Below are 16,931 nucleotides of genomic sequence, written 5' to 3'. Positions count from 1 at the left end.
GGCTCACCAACCTCGCGAGGGAGAGCCGTGACCCTGTGCTTCACGCTGCTGGGCCCGGTGGGGCTCACCACCGACGGCTGCCCGGTCAACGTGGATCGGCCCCGCCGCCGGGCGGTCCTGGCCTACCTGCTGCTGCACGCCAACCAGGTGGTGTCGGTCGGCCAGCTCGCGACGGCGATCTGGGGAGGTAACCCCCCGTCGACGGCGAGGGCCCAGGTCCAGTCCGAGATCTGGGCGCTGCGCCGAAGCATCCAGCAGGCCGACGACGCCACCGGGTCGATCGTCACCCAGCCCGGCGGATACCTGCTGCGGCTGGAGGCCGACCAGCTCGACCTGGCGAGGTACCGGGCCCTGAGCACGACGGCCCGGGTCGAGGTCGAGCGGGGCCTGCTGGAGGACGCCTGCACGCTCATGCGTGAGGCCCTGGCGCTCTGGCGGGGGCCGACGCTCTCCGGGGCGGCAGCCGACTTCGTCGAGCCCAGCCGGGTGCACCTGGAGGAGAGGCGCCTCGCCGACCTGGAATGGCTCCTCGGCCTCGAGCTGACCATCGGGAGACACCACGAGCTCATCGCCGAGCTGACCCGGCACGTCGCCGATCATCCGCTGCGCGAGCGCCTGCGCACCCAGCTCGTCCTCGCGCTGTATCGCTGTGGCCGGCAACCCGAGGCGCTGCGGGTGGCCCGCCAGGGCTGCCAGCTCCTCTCCGACCAGCACGGGCTCGACCCCGGCCCACTGCTGCGCGGCCTGGAACTGGCCATCCTGCGGCAGGATCCCAAGCTCGACCTGGCGGAGAGGACCACACCGGACGAGGCCGCCGCCGTCATCACGGGCACGGCGTCGCCGGGCTGGCGTCCTCACGCCGTCGGGCGGGCGGACAGCACCTCCTGGTACGCCGCGACACTCTCCGCGCTCGCCCGCGACAACAGCTCCGGCTGAGGCCGCCGCCTCCGGCGCAGCCCGTCCACGACGGCGGACAGCCACGCCCGGACCTCGGCCCCGGTCATCCGCACCAGGTAGTCGTCGCCGCACTCCGGCGGATCGAGGCAGCTCCCGCCGTCGCCCACGGCCTCGGGCAACCCACCGGTCCGGGTGGCCACGACGGGCACGCCGTGCACCACGGCCTCCCGGGCGACCATCCCGAAGCTCTCCCGCCACAGGCTCGGCACCAGCAACAGGTCCGTCTCGGCGTACAGCGAGCAGACGTCGGCACGGTAGGCGACGATCTCGACGCACGGCAGTTCCGCCGCGACGATGCCCTGGCTGGCCAGATCGGCGGCGGTCCAGCGACCCTCCACGAAGCGGAAGCGGAACGGCAGGTTCGCCCGGGTCGCGGCCACGACCAGGTGCATCACCACGCCGAGCCCCTTGGCCGGTTCCGGGTTGACGAAGGTGATCCGGTACGGGCCGGAGCGGGCGACGCCACCGGCGCCCGCGCCGGGTGGACAGGAGCACGGGCGCAGCAGCGGCTCGATCGGCCGGGCGTCCCGGCCGGCCTGCCCGACGAAGAGGTCCCGGGCGAACCGGGAGGGCACCACGACGTCGTCGACGAGGCGGAGCGTCTGCGCGACGGGCCGCAGGTCGGCTGCGGGGTGCTCCAACACGACCGGCACGCCCGCCGCCCGCAGCCGCCGGGCCAACGGGGTCTCCTCGCCGAGATGCCCCCAGAGCAGGGCCGCGTCCGGGCGGTCCTGCTCGAGCAGCCGGTCGAGCGACCGTGCCAGGGACCGCAGCGCCGCGTCGTGCCCGCTGCCCGCCGCGCCCGGGTCCATCGGCCCGTCCAGCACCGTCACCCGCGCACCGGCGCTCCGCAGTGCCCCGGCGAGCTGGCGGAGGTGGATCGCCTCGCCCGACCGCCCGGTGGAGATGCGGTGCACGCCGACGACGAGAAGGTGTCTCATCGCCCGCCCCGCGCCCCGCCGGACCGGTACGTGGGCAGGTGGAACTCGCCACGGATCCGGTCGAAGGCGGCGGACCGGCGGCGGAGCCGCTCGATGTCGGCCGGGTCGTCCTTGCGGTAGACGAACGGGGACAACCAGACCACCGCCCGGTCGTCGAGCGGGCGCAGGGACCACGGCGTATCCGCCAACGTCGCCTCGGCCTGCACGGCCTTGGCGAAGGCGACGATCATCGACGGCGCGAACGGCAGCGCCGCCGTGTGCCACTCCAACCCCGAGGCGAGTTGGGCCACCTCCTCCGGCCGCTCGCCGTCGCCCCCGAGAATGCGCAGGTCGTCGGGGTGCTCCGAGACGCGCAGGGCCAGCCGTTGCCCGTGCTGACGGACCACCCGCTGAACGTCGGCGGCCTTGGCCCGCAGGGTCGCCACGGAGCCGGCGGTGACGGAGAGGTCGAGGACGAGCCCGTCGTGGGCGATGGCGGTCCCCTGTGCCCGCCGACGCGCCTGCGGCGCCAGGAGGGAACCGCTCACCAGCCCTTCGAGGAGCAGCTCGCGCCAGCACCGCACCAGTTCCTCGGTCAGGACTGGCCCGGAGAGCACCACCAGCCGCATCGCCTGCGCCGTCGCCACCTGGAGGACATGGGTCAGCTCCACCACGACCGGGCCGTACCCGGCGGTCTGGAACAGCGCGCCCTGGCCGTGCGGACCGGGCGGGTAGGGCAGGGCGCCCCGGACCCGCGCGTCCTCCGCACCGGTCCAGCCCGGCCGGTGCAGGGAACCGTCGCGCTCCATCACCAGGAAGTCCCGGCAGTGCCGCTCCCGTTCGCCGAGGCCGGAGAGCAGGCCCCGGTCGAGGGCGTTGCCGAGAACGGAGGTGTGCGGCCCGGAACCGGGCGGCGGCAGGTAGAACCGCGCTCCGGCTTCGGTCAGTGCCTCCTTCAACTTGGCGAAGGTCACCCCGGGCTGCACCGTGGCGAGGCCGAGCTCGACGTCCAGGCTGAGCCGGTCCAGCCGGGCCAGCCGGACGATCACGCCGGGCGTGCGCAGGCGGGCGTCGTCGTACCCCCAGTTGCGCCCGCGACTGTCGACCCGCCACGGGATCCCGCTGTCGTCGAGGATGCGGACCACGGCACCGAGCTGGTGCAGCGACGTCGGCTCCACCAGCCACTCCGGCGCGTGCCCGACGAGCACGGTCGACGCCGCGGAAGCCGCCGGCGTCACGACCGCGCCCGCGTTCGACAGGCGGTCGAACAGGTCTGCCCCGCTCATATCCGCTCCAGCGCCGCGCGTACCCGATCCGGGGCGACCCCGTACTCGTCCCGCAGGATGCGGGTGACCGACGCGTACGCGGCGACCAGCGTGGCCGCCTGCGGCCCGCGCTTGATGCTCCACAGGTGGCCGAAGTCCGGCGGGTCGGTCGTCCAGGTCAGCGTCTGGGGTGACCAGAGCGCGCCGAAGACGTTCACCACCGGATGCCCGGCGGTACGCGTGAGATGCGTGGCGAGCACCTGTTCGGCGACGGTCATGTGCAGGTGGATGTCGCGTCCCGGGGTGGACGGGTTGTCGGCGAGGAAGGACAGCCCGGTGCGGCTGATCCGCCGGGCCAGGTCGGCGTCGGCGGCCCGGAACAGCGCGGTGTTGCCGACCAGCGGCAGCGAGTCGGGCAGGTCCACGCCGGCCGGGTTGGCGAGTTCGCGCAGCCGGGTGTAGAAGTCGGCGGCGCCGTCCTCCAGGTGGGCGAAGAGCGAGCCGGGTCCGGGCGGGCGCAGGCGGGCGCGCAGGTAGGCGTCGGGGTCGACGAGCACCGCCTCGGGAAAGCGGTCGAGGGCGAGCAGCTTCGGCAACGCGAAGCAGGCGACCCGGTCGTAGTGCCGGTCCAGCCCGGCGTCGTCGAGGACCTCGGTCCGGTCGTAGTGGCCGAGCCAGCCGAGCTGGTCGAGCCAGTCGATGGTCGGCTGGTCGGCGTACAGGTCGATCGGGCCGGCGTGCCGCTGCCAGGACAGGATGCTCAGCAGCCAGGTGGCGCAGGACAACTGGCGGTAGGGGCGCGGGTGCCGGCTGGGCACCCGCCAGTAGGCGTGCACCCCGCGCAGCGGCTCAGCCACCGGCCACCACCCGGGAGACACCGTCCGGACCGCGTACGACGGTCAGGTGCCGGCTGCCCAGTTGCTCGCCGACCGGCCGGTGACTGACCACGATCAGCGTCTCCACCCGCTGCCGGACGGCGGCCAGCAGCCGCAGTTCCATCTCGCGGTCGAGGGAGTTCGTCGCCTCGTCGAGGATCAGCAGCGACGGCCGGCGCAGCAGCGCCCGGGCCAACGCGAACCGCTGCACCTCACCCGCGCTGAAGGTGGCGCCGTTGATCCGCAGCGTCGTGCGCAGCCCCAGCCGCAGCGGGCGCATCACGTCGTCCAGCTCCATCAACGTGAGCGTGTCCCGGATCTCCCGGTCGTCGACCTCCGTCGCGCCGGCGCAGAGGCTGTCGCGGATCGTGGTGTGCATGAAGTCGGAGCGGGGTGGCACGTAGCAGACCAACGGCCGCAGCCCGTCCGGGTCCCAGTCGGCGGTCGACACGCCGTAGACGACGGCCCGGCCGGCCGGCGCCGGGTCCAGCCCGCTGACGATGTGCGCCATCGTGGACTTGCCGACGCCGCTCACCCCGCCGACGGTGACCGTCTCCCCCCGCTCGACACGCAGGTCGAGCCGCAGGTCGAAGCCGTCCTTGGGGCGACTCACCCGCACCCCGTCCAGCTCCACCGCCGGGGCGTCCGGCACCGGCCGGGTGCGCGTGCCGGCCGGCATCACCGGCAGCGTCAGCAGCGTCGCCACGTAACGCAACTGCCGCTCCAGTTGGGCGACGGCCGGCAGGGTCTGCGCCATGGAGATGACCGCGAAGAGCACCGTCCCGCCCAGGGTGAGGAACCCGAACAGCTCCGCCGTGCTGACCAGCCCTGCCGCGACCAGCACCGACCCGACGACGAGGATCACGTAGAGGCCGGCGAAGCGCAGGGCCTCACTCGGCCCGTACACCCAGGAGAGCCGGTACTGCAGCGTCCGTACCGACTCGTGCAGCAGGTCGAGCCGCCGGGCGTGCTCGGCCCGCAGGTGCGACACGGCCCCGAGGCCACGGAAGGTGGTCAGCCCCCGGGTCGTGGTGATCAGGACGTCCTGGACCTCACCGTCGCGGCGCAGTTGCTCGTCGTAGTGGCGGCTGATCGGCCGCCGGGCGAGCAGCGTCAACCCGATGTGCAGGGCGCCGATGGCCGCCACCACGCCGGTGAGCGGCAGCGACATCGACGCCATGAACGCCAGCAGGATCACGACGGCGACGGCGTCGGTGAACATCGACAGGGCCAGGGTGGTGCCGGTCTCCCGCACCTCCCGGGCGCTCTGCACGCGGTGCAGGACCGCGCCCGAGGTCAACTCGGTCGTCGCCGACGTGCGGGTCAGCCGGTCGACGAGGTGACCGAGCATCGCCCGGTCGAAGGCCAGCCCGACGGCGGTGAGCTGCCGGTGCCGCAGCCAGAACAGCACGCTCAGCGCGACGAAGAAGGTGCCGAGGGCGGCGGCCAGGGAGCCGGCGGCCACCCGGCCACCGGCGGCGACCTGGTTCAGGTACGGCAGCAGGACGAGGTTGAGCAGGGTCAGGCCGGTGTAGAGCACGAGGCTCATCACGAGCAGTGGCACGACCTGGCGGAGGTTGAGCCCACCGGAGCGCACCAGGGGCCACAGCCACGAGGCCCGGGCCGACCGGCGGGCGCGTCGGCCCGACGTGGCCGCCACCGAGGGCGGTCCGCCGGCACCTGGCGTGACCGGCCGGCCGTCCGGCAGCAGCACCCAGCCGGAGGACCGTCGGCGGTAGTCGTCCTCGTCGAGCCACGCGCGACCGAACGACGGATCGAAGATCCGCACCTGACGCCGCCGCCGGCGCTCGACGACGACGAAGTGGTCGGCCCGCAGGTGCACGATGGCACCGGGGGTCAGCGCGTCGAAGGGGCAGTCCCGCCGGGCGCGGTAGCGCACGCCGCAGACCTCGGCCGAGGTGTCCCGCAGGTCCCGGAGGGAGAGCGCCCCGCGTACGGCCAACGCGTCCCGCAGCGCCGGCTCGGGGAAGTCGTGGCCCAGCAGCTTCAGGCTGGTGACCAGGGCCTGCACCCCGCAGTCGTTGTCCTGCGTCTGGAGGCTGACGGTCATACCGGGACTCCGATCACTCGTGTTCCGGCCACGGCGGGCGTGCCGTCGCCCAGGCTCACCCCGATCCCCCACCACGGCGGGGTGCCGGTCGCGGTCTCCGCCAGCGCCAGCGCCACCCCGACCGGCCCGCTCAGCACGGAGAGGACGTACGGCGTGTCGAAGACGTCGGCCACCGCCTGCCCGTCGACCCGGTCGAGGTGGGCCGAGAGCCGGGCCGCGAGCGCGCCCGACCGCTCGGCGCCGACGAGCCCTGCCCAGCACGGCGAGAGCCGCATGGCGAGGCTCAGCCCGGCGAGGCCGTGGCAGAAGGTGGTGTCGGCGGTGCCGTCGACGAGCAGGTCGTCGAGCCGACGCAGGGACGCCGGGGTGATCGGCGCCCGGACCATCCGCGCCAGCACGGCCGGGTCGGCGTCCGGGCCCAGCGCGGCCAGCAGGCCGGGCAGGCCGGCGCAGAGGGTGACCCCGCCGACGCCCAGGCCACCGGTGTCGAGCTCCGTCGGCTCCAGCCGTTGGACGTCGCGCACCAGCGCGTCCACCGGCCCGGTCAGCTCCCTGTCCCGGCCGTACCGGTGACCGAGCATCCGTAGCGACAGGATGCCGCCGCCGCGGCCGTGGTAGAGCCCGTTCGACGGTGCCCGGAGGATGCCCAGGGAGGCCTGGGTGAGCGCGGTGGCGAGTTCGTGGCGCGCCTCCGGGTCGGCCACGTCCCACAGCATGATTCCGATGCCCACGGCACCGTTGATCGGGTCGAGTTCGTCGGCGTCGACGAAGCGCCGGTGCTGGGCGGCCAGCACCTCGGCAGCCGCCGGGCCGGTCGCCGCCGGCGTCTCCGAATGGTCGGCGGCCGCAGCGTCGCACTCCTCCGCCAGCCGACGCAGCAGCCAGGTGACCCGGTGGTCGGAGACGGGCTCGCCGCGCAACGCGAGCCGGGTCAGCGACCCGGCCAGCGGCCGGTGGTCGAGCCTCGACGCGAGCAGGGCCAGGGCGGCCAGCGCGTCCACGGTCGCGCCGCCCCGGTGGCGCAGGTGCTCCACCAGCCTTCGGAGCAGCCGGCGCGCGGCGTCGACCTCAGGCACGGCCGGTCCCGCCCCGGGTCACCCGGGCCGTCCGGCCCTTCAACAGCCGGGCCGCCGCCAGCACGATCTCCGTTTCGCGGCTCACCGCCTGCCCGAGCGGCAACCCCCGGTTGACCGTCATGTGGATCATGCTGCTGAAGGCCAGCCGACGGGCGTCGTCGTTCAGACCGGCGAGGTGACCGAGCGTCGGATCCGGCTCGGCGAGCGCGGAGTCCAGGGCCCGTTCCAGGTCGGTCCGGGCCGAACGGAAGGCGGCCATCCAGCTCCGCTGGGCCAGCGAGCTGGGCAGCCGTGGGTCCAGCCCACGCAGGTCGCACAGCAGGTCGAGGGCGCCGTCGTCCCCGCCGAGCTGCCGGCACCAGGCCGCGATCCGGGACACCGCCAGCGCGTACCGGCCCGCCGGGTCCGGAGCGGCGGCGAGCCGTTCGGCCCACCAGGCCGAGTCGCCACAGAAGTGACGCAGGGTGTCCGCCCGCGATTCCGGGCCGCCGTACCGGTAGTCCTCCGGCACCCAGGCGCGGACGTCGACCTCCCACGGCTGCTGCGGCACCAGCCCGGCCAGGTGGGTGCGCAGGCCGGCGAGCAGCGCCCCGGTCGCCGCCGAGGAACGCACGCGGACCCGCAGGTGCGGCCGTTCGTCCCGGTACCGGATGTAGAACAGCTCGCCCCGGCGCATGAGCGTCGTGGCGTCGGCCCCGGCCAGCCACGTCTCGACCGCGCGGTCCGGGGCGTACACGTACCAGCCGGTCCAGTCGGGGTCCGCCGCGGGCAGCCGGTCCACGAGCCGGGTCCGCGACAGCGGCCGGCTCGTCGTCGGCTCCCGGTGCGACCAGGGCACCCAGACGTCGTGTACGTGGCCGCCGAGCTCGGACCACACCGGGGTGCCCACCGGCAGCGCCTCGTGCAACTGGAGCCTGCCCTCACGGCGCAGCCGCTGGGTGAACCACCGCCGTTGCACGGCATCGGTGAGGTCGATCCGCATGGTGAGGTCCGCGCCCTCGGTCAGCTCCACCGTGGAACCCAGCCCCACCTCGGTCAGGACGTCGCAGAGCCCGACGGGATCGGCGGCCAGCTCCAGCAGGTCGGCCCGGTGTCGGGCGTTCAGCACCAGGCCACGGCGGGCGAGCAGGCACCGCCCCGCCGTGATGCGCGGAGTCATGCCGCCCGGCGACCGCCACTGGCTCGGGTCGGCGGCCGGTATGGTGTCGGCGGCCTCGTCCAGCAGCAGCCCGAGCAGCCTGACCGCCCACGGGTTGAAGTCGTGACTCAACGACAGCGGGCTGTCCCAGCGTAGTTCCACGAAGCGCCCGTCGACGCGGTTGACGAGCTGGAGCCGACCGCCCACGACGACGACGGCCAGGTCGGTGAGGAGCAGGTCGCCGGGACGGTGCGGCTGGTTGAGGTTGAGCCGGGGCAGGTCCCCGACCCGACGGCGGGTCAGCGGGGCGCGGCGGTCCAGCGGGGTCCAACCGAGCTCGACGGCGAGCCGGCCGGGGTCCTCGGCGGTGGCGCAGAGCTCCGGGACGTGCAGGTGCTCGCCGAACCTGGCCCCCGGACCGCCCCAGAACCCAGGCATGATCATCTTCAGCCAGGCGTCGGCGCCGGAGCACGGTTCGGCCAGGAGCGCGCCGCAGGCCATGCCGAACCGGGGCCGGGTCGAATCCGCGGGGTCGACCCCTCCCACCCGGTCGGGTTGCCCCGCCCGCCACTGGTCCAGCGTGACCGCCTCGTTCCACCACTCCACCGCGCTGCCGTCGCGGTAGGCGGGGCGCACGAACAGCCGCCGGGGCGCATCCGGGGGGCGGGGCGTCTCCGGGGGCGTGGGCGGTCGCCGCCAACTGCCCAGCGGGTGTTCCACCGGCGCGGTCAGCAGCCAGGTCAGCGGCACCGCGCCACCGGAGAACGTGCCGCCCACGTACTCCCTGACCCGTTCGAGCCGGTCGGACGGCCACGGCACCCGCATGAGCTGGTCGACGCCGTCGACCAGCGCCTCCACCGGGCCACGGTCGAGGCGGGGCCGGACCTCGCTGAACGCGTCCACGAACTGGTCGGGGCGGAACGGCCGTTCCTCGGCGAGCACCGCCTTCACCGGATCGGCGGGCGAGGCCGACGCGGCGGCTCCCACCAGCATCTCCGGCGCGTGCTCCGGCAGCAGCAGGTGCCGGCGTACGCAGAGGTCGAACTGCGCCGGGCCGTCCTCGCCGAGGTCGGCGGCCCAGTCGGCGGCGGAGCGCGGCGCGGCGGCGCGCAGGTCACCGAGCCGCTCGGCGAGCCGACGGATCACCGGGTCGTCCGACAGCGACGTCGTCCCACCCCGGTCCGGGCGCACGTACGACCAGCGACCGGCGTCGGCGACCAGGGTGGGATTGACGAACCAGTTCCCGGTCGGCCGGGGCAGGTCGAGGCGCGCCAGCCGGACCTCGGTGGCGAGGTCGATGCGGGTCGTGGCGCCACCGTCGACGAGATCGGCGAGCATGCTGAAGCCGAACACCCCGAACGGGGTGGGCCGGAACCGGGCCCGGTTGCCGTAGATCGCCATGCGGGTCGGCTGGTCCTGCCAGTCGCGGTCGTCGTCGGCTGAGCGCTGGAAGACGGTGGCGTACTCCACGGCCAGTTCGAGCAGCCGGCGCGGCAGCTCAGCGGCCCGGGGCGACGGGTCGTCGCCCGGCACGGCCGGCAGCACCGGCACCCGGACCAGGCACCAGCCCGGCGTGGAGAGCGTCCGTGCGGATGGCGTCATTCCAGCAGCTCCGGTCATCTGTGCGGCCGCATGGCCGCGTGCGGCTTCATGGTCACGGCGTCCAGACGCGCCTCGGCCAGCCGCTGCGCCACCCCGGGGTCGGCCGAGTCACACGCCTCGACCAGGGCGAGGACCGCTTCGAGGCAGACGTGGTAGGCGGCGGAGAGGACCGCGTGGTATTCGGCCCGCAGGGCCGGCGCGAACGGCTGAAGCCGCCCGTCCCGGGCCAGCACGTCGAAGCTGTGCAGCATCCCGATCAGACCGCGTCGGGCCAGGATCGTCCGGGTCTCGGCCTCGGCGTAGGCGACCTGCCAGGGCGATCCCGGCGACAGGCCGGGCCCCAGCAGCTCCAGCAGCCGCTCGGCGAGCCCGATCGCCACTCCGGGCATGTTCGCCAGGAACAGCGCCGCGTCGGCGTAGATCCCCCTGGGGCGGTCCGTCGGGATGCTCGACATGTCGACCACGTCCTCGGGGTCGACTCCCACGTCCCGGGCGCTCAGGGTGTGACTCGTCGTGCCGAGCAGGCCCGGCCCCTCCCACGGCTGGTCGACGTGCAGGCGGGCGCGGTCGACCAGCACGGTGGTGCGGGCGCCCCGGACCGGCTCGCACCCCATGGCCATGTACGCGGCCCGGTCCGCGCCGGAGCCGAACCGCCAGCGCCCGTCGACCACCAGCCCGCCGTCCGGGCCACTGCCCAGCCGACCGACCTGGGCGACCACGCCGTAGACCTGGTTGGTTCCGGAGTAGGCCCGCGACAGCAGGTCACCGGCCGCGTAGGTCGAGAGGTAGTGCGCGGTGCCGTTGGCGATCATGCAGAGCCATGCCTCACTGGCATCCTCGGCGGCGGCGCGACGAACGAGGTCCAGGCCCGCCACCAGGCTCTGGACCTCGTCCGGACCGTCGCGCAGCCACAGCAGCGTAGCGGCGAACTGTCGCATCGATCGTTACCTAGTTACGGCTCGATCAGTACGGCCCGGTCGGGCCGGGGCACCGGTTGGTGGTGCTGGTGCAGCCGGTGGTCGGGATGATCGAGGTCCAGTTGATGCCACCGGCGATCTCGCCGGCCTCGACGTCGATCCCGGCGAGATCGAGGTCGTCGAGGTCGACGAAGCTCTCCGCGTGGTCCGTCTGCGGAGCGCCCGCCCTGATGTCGTTCGCCATACCCACCTCTCGGTTCTGTGACGGTGAATGGGCACGGCCGGGGTTCCCCCGAGCCGCTTGACATCGATCATCGTTGGCGGCGGTCTGCGTCCACTATGCATCCGCTATGCGCCCACGCCCTCCCGAACGAACGCGGCGGGCCACCTCGGTGAGGTGACCCGCCGCAGCGGTTTCAGCAGCTACCCTGACCGACCGGGTAGTGGCCGATCCGATCTATCGCACGCCCTTCGGTCAGCAGGCGCCCTGCGCCTCCCACACGCCCCACTGCCCGCTGTTGGCCGGGTTCTCGCCCTGCGTCCACCACTTGGAGCGGTAGCGACGGTTCTCGTGCTGGACGATGCTGCCACCCGAGTAGGCCGTGCTCGCGTTCCAGACGGCGATGCCGCCACAGTTGTTGCCGCCGGTCGGCGTGACCGAGGGCGATGCCGTCGGCGACGCCGTGGGCGACGCCGGCGGGGTTCCGCCGCGGGCGTAGTCGGCCGCCAGCGCGTAGGTCTGGCCGCCGAAGCTCAGCGTGAAGTTCGACGGGCCGGCGATCGGCAGGCTGTAGCCGAGGGTGACCTCGGCGAAGGAGCCCGGCGCGATGGCCGACGGCACGTTGAGCCGTACCCGGTGGAAGTCGCCCTTCAGGCCGCCGACGTTGCTGCCGGTGTGCCCGGTGGAGACCACGGACAGCGCCCACCCGGACTGCTGCCCGAGGGTGCCCGGCGCCGAGGTGGGGTAGTCGAACTCGAGCTGGGCCCCGGCCGGGATCGGCGCGCCCGAGTTGTTGGTCACGCGCAGCTCGGGGTTGATCGGGTAGTTGTTGTCGCCGAGCGCGAAGCCACCCATCGTGACCCCGACGTTGAGCGTCTGCGTCGGCATGGTGATCGCCGCCTTCCGCTGCCCGTAGGGGGTGGCGGTGCGGAACTTGTCGTAGATCAGGTTGGTCATGGTGTTACCCATGTAGTACTCGCCGCGCTGCGCGTCCCACGCGTAGTCGCCGGCCAGCTCCCAGATCATGATGCCGCCGATGCCCTTGGCGTTGACGTAGTCCGCCTTCGCGGCGACGGACTGCTCGTCCTCGGTGGAGAGGAACACCTGCTTCTGGCTGTTCCACAGCCACGGGGCGACCAGGCTGGACGAGTACTGACGGGTGTAGGTACCGCTGATCACGTCGGTCGGGTCGGTCTTGGGGGTCAGCCCGTAGGCCTCCAGGTAGCTTCCGCTGCGCCCCTCCTGGAGGTTCTTCGCGTGCCACATCGGGTTCGCCCCGCCCGGCACCTCCTGGCCGTTCTCCAGATCGTGCCAGACGTTGTCGATGCCGATCGCGCCGTTGCCGCACGGGGTGGTCGATCCGACGGACGAGCCCGTTCCGGCGGGGCACTTGGTCTGGTCCGGCAGCGCCGCGCGCCCCCACAGCCCGTTGGTGCCGCCGGTCACGCCGCGCCAGCCCCGGGTGTAGTAGGGCAGGCCGATGTTGATCCGACCGGATTGCATCGCGCCCCGGAAGTAGTGGTAGGCCCAGTCGGTGTTGAGGTACCCGATGTTCTGGTACGCCCCGTACACGCCGCCGGAGGCGAGCTCGGCGTCCTGCCCGTCGTCGTAGAGGGCGGCGTTCGGGCCGACGAAGTGGTTCCACGCCCCGTGCAGGTCGTAGCTCATGATGTTGACGTAGTCCAGGTACTGCAACGTCTGGAAGGACTCCATGCCCCGCAGCAGCCAGCCGGAGGCGGGTGCGGCGATGGTGACCATGTAGTACTTGCCGTCGGCCGCCGCGGCGGCGTCCAGCTTCTCCCGCAGGGTCCGCATGAGCACCTGGTAGGAGGCGTTCAGGCCGGCCCGCTTGGCGTCGGCCTGGGCGAAGTCCAGGGGGTGCCCGGCCTTGTTGTTCGACGTCGGGTACTCGTAGTCGATGTCCACGCCGTCGAAGCCGTACGTGCGCAGGAAGGCGACCACCGAGTCGGCGAACGTGTTGATGCCGGCGGTGTTGACGGTGTTGCTGCCGGTCGTGGTCATCCGGTAGAAGCCACCGGCGTCGAGCCGCTTACCGGTGTCGTCGATGTAGCCGCCGGTCTCGGCCCAGCCGCCCACGCTGACCAGCGTCTTCACGCCGGGGTTCTGCTTCTTGAACTTGTTGAGCTGGTTGAAGTGTCCCGTGTACGAGTACGCCGGGTCCATCTCCGCGCCCGCCACGCCCGGCCAGGTCATGTTGGTGGCGGGGTTGTTGGCCGCGGTGGGAGAGCCGACGGAGATCTTGTTGTTGGGGTCCACGTGGGCGAACGCGTAGTTGATGTGGGTGATCTTGTTCCACGGGATCTGGCTCGCCAGGTACGCCGGGGCGCCGTTCTTGCCGGTGCGCCAGCTCGTGAAGTAGCCGATGATCCGTCGCTTGTGGTCGTCGCCCATCTTCTCGCGACCGTCCGTGTCGTAGACGTCGCAGTAGGGCACGGCGACACCGGGCGTCTGGTACAGCCCGTCAGGTCGACACTGTGCGTGGTCCACCGCGGCGGAACTCGCTTGACCCGCCACTGCCACCGCCGTCGGCACCATCAGCAGGGCAGCGACGCCCGTGACGATGAGATGCGGTAGTCGCCTCCGGCGCATGAGCGCCTCCCACCTTCAGTAAGGAAACTTAACAGTAAGGTTACTGAATATATAACGGGGTGGATGCAATGGGAAGTCATTCACAGAGATCTCATCGGTAAAAGGTGTGACGGACCGCCGGCGCGGGTAGGGCACCAGGGCCAGCTACACCTCGAACCGGGGCCGGGTGGCGGTCAGCACGGCCGTCCGGGGCGCGACCTCCCAGCCTTGGCGCAGCGCCTCGGCGAGGTCGGCGAGCAGCTTCGGCACCTCGGCCTCCGCGCCGGGATGCAGCGCCTCCGCCACGACCAGGACCCGGTCGGTGTCGGCGCCCACGGCCGACCAGCCGCTCTGCCGGTTCGTCCACCGCCGGGCGTGCGCCCGCCCCTCCTCGTCGACGAAGACGACCTCGTCGGGGTCGGGGTGCTCCTCCTCGCCGCCGAAGGTCAGGTACGACTCGGTGCCGAGCGCGTGCCGCACCTCCAGGCCCTTCGCGACCCGAGCGGTGTCGAAGACGCCGACCGGGATCGCGTACGCCACCGACAGCGCGTTGCAGAGGTCGACGAGCGCGGACACGGCGGGCAGGTCCCCGACGGTGCGCATCCGGCGCAGCAGGGATTCGGCGGCGCACCGGTAGCGCGTCGGCGCGAGACCCATCCGACCGAAGGCGCGCCGCCACGCCTGGATCTGCGGCAGACCCGCCTCGCTGCCGGCGGCCAGGTGCTCTCGGGCGGCGTGGTGCCACTCGGCCAGCCGCAGGTCGTCGCGCGGTTCGCCGCCGACGCCCTCGGCGTGGAGGACGCCGGCGACGAGCGTCGGATGCTCGGCGCGGAGGCGCGCGGAGTGTTGCAGGTACACGGGTGGGTCCTTTCGGTGGGCGTTCGGTCGGTCAGCCGGGCGGGTCGTTCGGTCGGCTTGTGCGGTCGGCTTGTGCGGTCGGCTTGTGCGGTCGGGTCGTTCGGTCGGGTCGTTCGGTCGGGGAAGCGGGCGATGGTCACGCCTCGGCGCGGACGAGCATCAGGCCGAGCGCGAGGAACGAGCCGGCGATGCCCCGGCGCAGCCAGTCGGTGACCGCCGGCCGGTCCAGCACGTGTCGACGCACCGCCGCCGCGCAGAGTCCGTACGCCACGAACACCACCAGGGTGACCAGCATGAACATCCCGCCGAGCCCAATCATCGCGGGCACCGCGCCGGGAGCGCCGGGCTGCACGAACTGCGGCAGGAAGGCGACGAAGAACAGGGTCACCTTCGGGTTGAGCAGGTTGGACAGCACCGCCGACGCGATCATCCGGCCCGCCGACCCCGGCGGCGCGTCCTCGGCCACCGTGAGCGAACCCCGGTCGCGCAGCGTCGCCACCGCGAGCCACAGCAGGTACGCCACGCCGGCGTACTTCACCAGGGCGAAGGCCAGGGCGCTGGAGTGCAGCAGCGCCGCTATCCCGGTCAGGGCCGCGACCAGGTGCGGCACGATGCCCAGGGTGCAGCCGAGCGCGGCGACCAGGGCGGCCCTCCGCCCACCGGCCAGCGCGGCGGAGAGCGTGAAGAGGACCCCGGCACCGGGGGTGACGACCACGACGAGGGTGGTCACCATGAACGCGACGGTCACGATGTTCCTTCGGTAGGAATGGACCACCCCAGCCTGCTGCCACAATGGCCCGATGAGCAGTGCCAAACCGAGACCTCACCACCGGTCCATAAGCCGAGGCGCGGGCGCTGGCGCGCATGGCTGACGCCACGGCCCGCTCCCCCACCAACGCGGGCTCGGACTTCCTGCAACTCGACATCGCGCACGCCCCGCCCGGCGGGCGGGCGGACTGGCTCGCGGGGCGACTGCGTGCCGCAGTCGCCGACGGCCGGATCCCCGTCGGTGGTCGGCTTCCCGCCACGCGGGTGCTCGCCGCGGATCTGGGCGTGTCCCGAGGCGTCGTCGTGGAGGCGTACCAGCGGTTGGCCGAGGAGGGGCACGTCGTCGGGCGGGGACGCGGCGGCACAATCGTGGTCGCCGCGCCGCCCGCCACGGTGGCCACCCGGGCACGTCGGCCCGCTCCGGCCACCACGTTCCCGGCCACGCCGGGCACCGACGTCTTCGACGCGATCCGCACGGCCCCCGCGCGGATCGACCTGACGCCCGGCGTACCCGACCTGGCGGCCTTTCCCCGCGCGGACTGGCTGCGGGCGGAGCGGAGCGTGCTGCGGGACCTCGCCGCGGCCGACTTCGGCTACGGCGACCCACGCGGCGCGCCGGCGCTGCGCCGGGCGGTGGCCGCCTGGCTCGCCCGCTGCCGGGGCATCGTCGTCGACCCCGCCGAGGTCATCGTCACGGCCGGCGTGTCGCAGGCCCTCGGCCTCCTCGCCCAGGCGTTGCGACCGGCCGGGATCACCCGGATCGCCGTCGAGGAGCCCGGCTCCCTCGGCGTCCGCCAGCACCTCAACAACTGGCGGGTCGACACCCCGCCGATCAGGGTGGACGACGCCGGTCTCCGGGTCGACGAGCTGGTTGCGAGCGGGGTGCCCGCGGTGATGCTCACCCCCGCGCACCAGTTCCCGACCGGCGTGGTGCTCGACGGGGACCGCCGCCGCCGGCTGGTCGCCTGGGCCCGCGCCGGTGGGCTGGTGATCGAGGACGACTACGACGCCGAGCACCGGTACGACCGGCCGCCCGTGCCGGCTCTCCGCGCCCAACTGCCCGAGCAGGTCTGCTACGCCGGCAGCGTCTCCAAGCTGCTCGCCCCGGCGCTGCGGGTGGGTTGGCTGCTCGTGCCGGCCCGGTACCGCGACGCGGTCGTGGCCGCCAAGCGCAACGCCGACCTCGGCAACGCCGTCCTGCCGCAACTCGTGCTCGCCGAGCTGATGACCACCGGGGCGCTGGAACGGCAACTGCGGCTGCTCCGTCGCCGGCACGTCCTGCGGCGGGACGCGATGGTGGCCGCGATAGCCCGGCACCTGCCCGGCGCGACCGTGCACGGAGCGGCGGCCGGGCTGCACCTGTTGGTCACCCTCGACGCGGACGTCGCCGACACCGACCTGGCGACCGCCGCGCTGGCTCGCGGGGTCAAGGTGCAACCGCTGTCCTGGCACTGTCAACGACCGCAGGCACCGGGGCTGGTCCTCGGCTACGCCGCGAACCCCGTGTCGGCCATCGAGGCCGGCATGGAGATCATCGGGTCGGTCTTGGACGAGGGCACCCGGTAGCGGCGTCGCCCGTTGGCCCACCTCTGCGGAACCGGCCTGGCCCACCACTGCCGCCGCCGTCGGCACGCGCCCGGGTCAGCCCAGCCGGGCGTACCGGACGAAGGCCCGC

The 16,931-nt window shown here is 73.3% G+C and carries 13 protein-coding genes; 2 read left to right on the top strand and 11 right to left on the bottom strand.

What is annotated here, in order from left to right:
• The first annotated feature begins 27 nt into the window (after positions 1-27).
• Positions 28-936, top strand: coding sequence for an AfsR/SARP family transcriptional regulator (locus tag LPU43_RS06290; RefSeq protein ID WP_229399259.1), 909 nt, complete (start codon positions 28-30; stop codon positions 934-936).
• Here the strand turns inward: LPU43_RS06290 and LPU43_RS06285 are convergent.
• From LPU43_RS06285 to LPU43_RS06235, 11 genes are all read right to left on the bottom strand, one after another.
• The gene (locus LPU43_RS06285; protein WP_229399258.1) at positions 855-1,898 is read right to left on the bottom strand and encodes a glycosyltransferase; all 1,044 of its coding nucleotides are present in this window, start codon (positions 1,896-1,898) and stop codon (positions 855-857) included. The two genes, LPU43_RS06290 and LPU43_RS06285, sit on opposite strands and share 82 nt — an antisense overlap.
• Positions 1,895-3,163, bottom strand: coding sequence for an FAD-binding protein (locus LPU43_RS06280; RefSeq protein ID WP_229399257.1), 1,269 nt, complete (start codon positions 3,161-3,163; stop codon positions 1,895-1,897). The genes LPU43_RS06285 and LPU43_RS06280 overlap by 4 nt, the downstream gene beginning before the upstream one ends.
• Positions 3,160-3,999 (bottom strand): hypothetical protein, encoded by an 840-nt coding sequence (locus tag LPU43_RS06275; RefSeq protein ID WP_229399256.1) that lies wholly within the window; start codon positions 3,997-3,999, stop codon positions 3,160-3,162. Before LPU43_RS06275 ends, LPU43_RS06280 begins: the two co-directional genes overlap by 4 nt.
• Positions 3,992-6,088 (bottom strand): ATP-binding cassette domain-containing protein, encoded by a 2,097-nt coding sequence (locus LPU43_RS06270; RefSeq protein WP_229399255.1) that lies wholly within the window; start codon positions 6,086-6,088, stop codon positions 3,992-3,994. The genes LPU43_RS06275 and LPU43_RS06270 overlap by 8 nt, the downstream gene beginning before the upstream one ends.
• A complete protein-coding gene (locus LPU43_RS06265; protein WP_229399254.1) occupies positions 6,085-7,164 on the bottom strand; it encodes a glycoside hydrolase family protein in 1,080 nt (359 codons plus the stop codon). Before LPU43_RS06265 ends, LPU43_RS06270 begins: the two co-directional genes overlap by 4 nt.
• Positions 7,157-9,904 (bottom strand): thiopeptide-type bacteriocin biosynthesis protein, encoded by a 2,748-nt coding sequence (locus LPU43_RS06260; RefSeq protein WP_229399253.1) that lies wholly within the window; start codon positions 9,902-9,904, stop codon positions 7,157-7,159. The genes LPU43_RS06265 and LPU43_RS06260 overlap by 8 nt, the downstream gene beginning before the upstream one ends.
• A 14-nt stretch (positions 9,905-9,918) precedes the next feature.
• Positions 9,919-10,842 (bottom strand): acyl-CoA dehydrogenase family protein, encoded by a 924-nt coding sequence (locus tag LPU43_RS06255; RefSeq protein ID WP_229399252.1) that lies wholly within the window; start codon positions 10,840-10,842, stop codon positions 9,919-9,921.
• A gap of 25 nt (positions 10,843-10,867) precedes the next feature.
• Positions 10,868-11,065, bottom strand: a complete 198-nt coding sequence (locus tag LPU43_RS06250; RefSeq protein ID WP_229399251.1) for a hypothetical protein — start codon at positions 11,063-11,065, stop codon at positions 10,868-10,870.
• A gap of 231 nt (positions 11,066-11,296) precedes the next feature.
• On the bottom strand, positions 11,297-13,549 hold the full coding sequence (locus LPU43_RS06245) for a glycosyl hydrolase family 18 protein (RefSeq protein ID WP_229399250.1): 2,253 nt from the start codon (positions 13,547-13,549) through the stop codon (positions 11,297-11,299).
• A gap of 246 nt (positions 13,550-13,795) precedes the next feature.
• Complete coding sequence (locus LPU43_RS06240) at positions 13,796-14,488, bottom strand: B3/B4 domain-containing protein (protein WP_229399249.1); 693 nt, start codon at positions 14,486-14,488, stop codon at positions 13,796-13,798.
• 136 nt (positions 14,489-14,624) lie between these two features.
• Positions 14,625-15,236, bottom strand: a complete 612-nt coding sequence (locus LPU43_RS06235) for a LysE family translocator (RefSeq protein ID WP_229399248.1) — start codon at positions 15,234-15,236, stop codon at positions 14,625-14,627.
• Positions 15,237-15,352: 116 nt separating this feature from the next.
• Between LPU43_RS06235 and pdxR the strand changes: the two genes are divergently transcribed.
• The gene (gene pdxR, locus LPU43_RS06230) at positions 15,353-16,822 is read left to right on the top strand and encodes a MocR-like pyridoxine biosynthesis transcription factor PdxR (RefSeq protein ID WP_229399247.1); all 1,470 of its coding nucleotides are present in this window, start codon (positions 15,353-15,355) and stop codon (positions 16,820-16,822) included.
• The last annotated feature ends 109 nt before the right edge of the window (positions 16,823-16,931 follow it).

Source organism: Micromonospora okii (assembly GCF_020884795.1).
Lineage (GTDB): Bacteria > Actinomycetota > Actinomycetes > Mycobacteriales > Micromonosporaceae > Micromonospora > Micromonospora okii.
This window is presented reverse-complemented; position numbering and strand designations above follow the sequence as displayed.

Excerpts from the sequence above, each read along its gene's own strand:
- LPU43_RS06260 (WP_229399253.1), bottom strand. The coding sequence starts at position 9,904 with ATGACGCCATCCGCACGGACGCTCTCCACGCCGGGCTGGTGCCTGGTC.
- LPU43_RS06285 (WP_229399258.1), bottom strand. The coding sequence starts at position 1,898 with ATGAGACACCTTCTCGTCGTCGGCGTGCACCGCATCTCCACCGGGCGG.
- LPU43_RS06255 (WP_229399252.1), bottom strand. The coding sequence starts at position 10,842 with ATGCGACAGTTCGCCGCTACGCTGCTGTGGCTGCGCGACGGTCCGGAC.
- LPU43_RS06270 (WP_229399255.1), bottom strand. The coding sequence starts at position 6,088 with ATGACCGTCAGCCTCCAGACGCAGGACAACGACTGCGGGGTGCAGGCC.
- LPU43_RS06250 (WP_229399251.1), bottom strand. The coding sequence starts at position 11,065 with ATGGCGAACGACATCAGGGCGGGCGCTCCGCAGACGGACCACGCGGAG.
- pdxR (WP_229399247.1), top strand. The coding sequence starts at position 15,353 with ATGGCTGACGCCACGGCCCGCTCCCCCACCAACGCGGGCTCGGACTTC.
- LPU43_RS06280 (WP_229399257.1), bottom strand. The coding sequence starts at position 3,163 with ATGAGCGGGGCAGACCTGTTCGACCGCCTGTCGAACGCGGGCGCGGTC.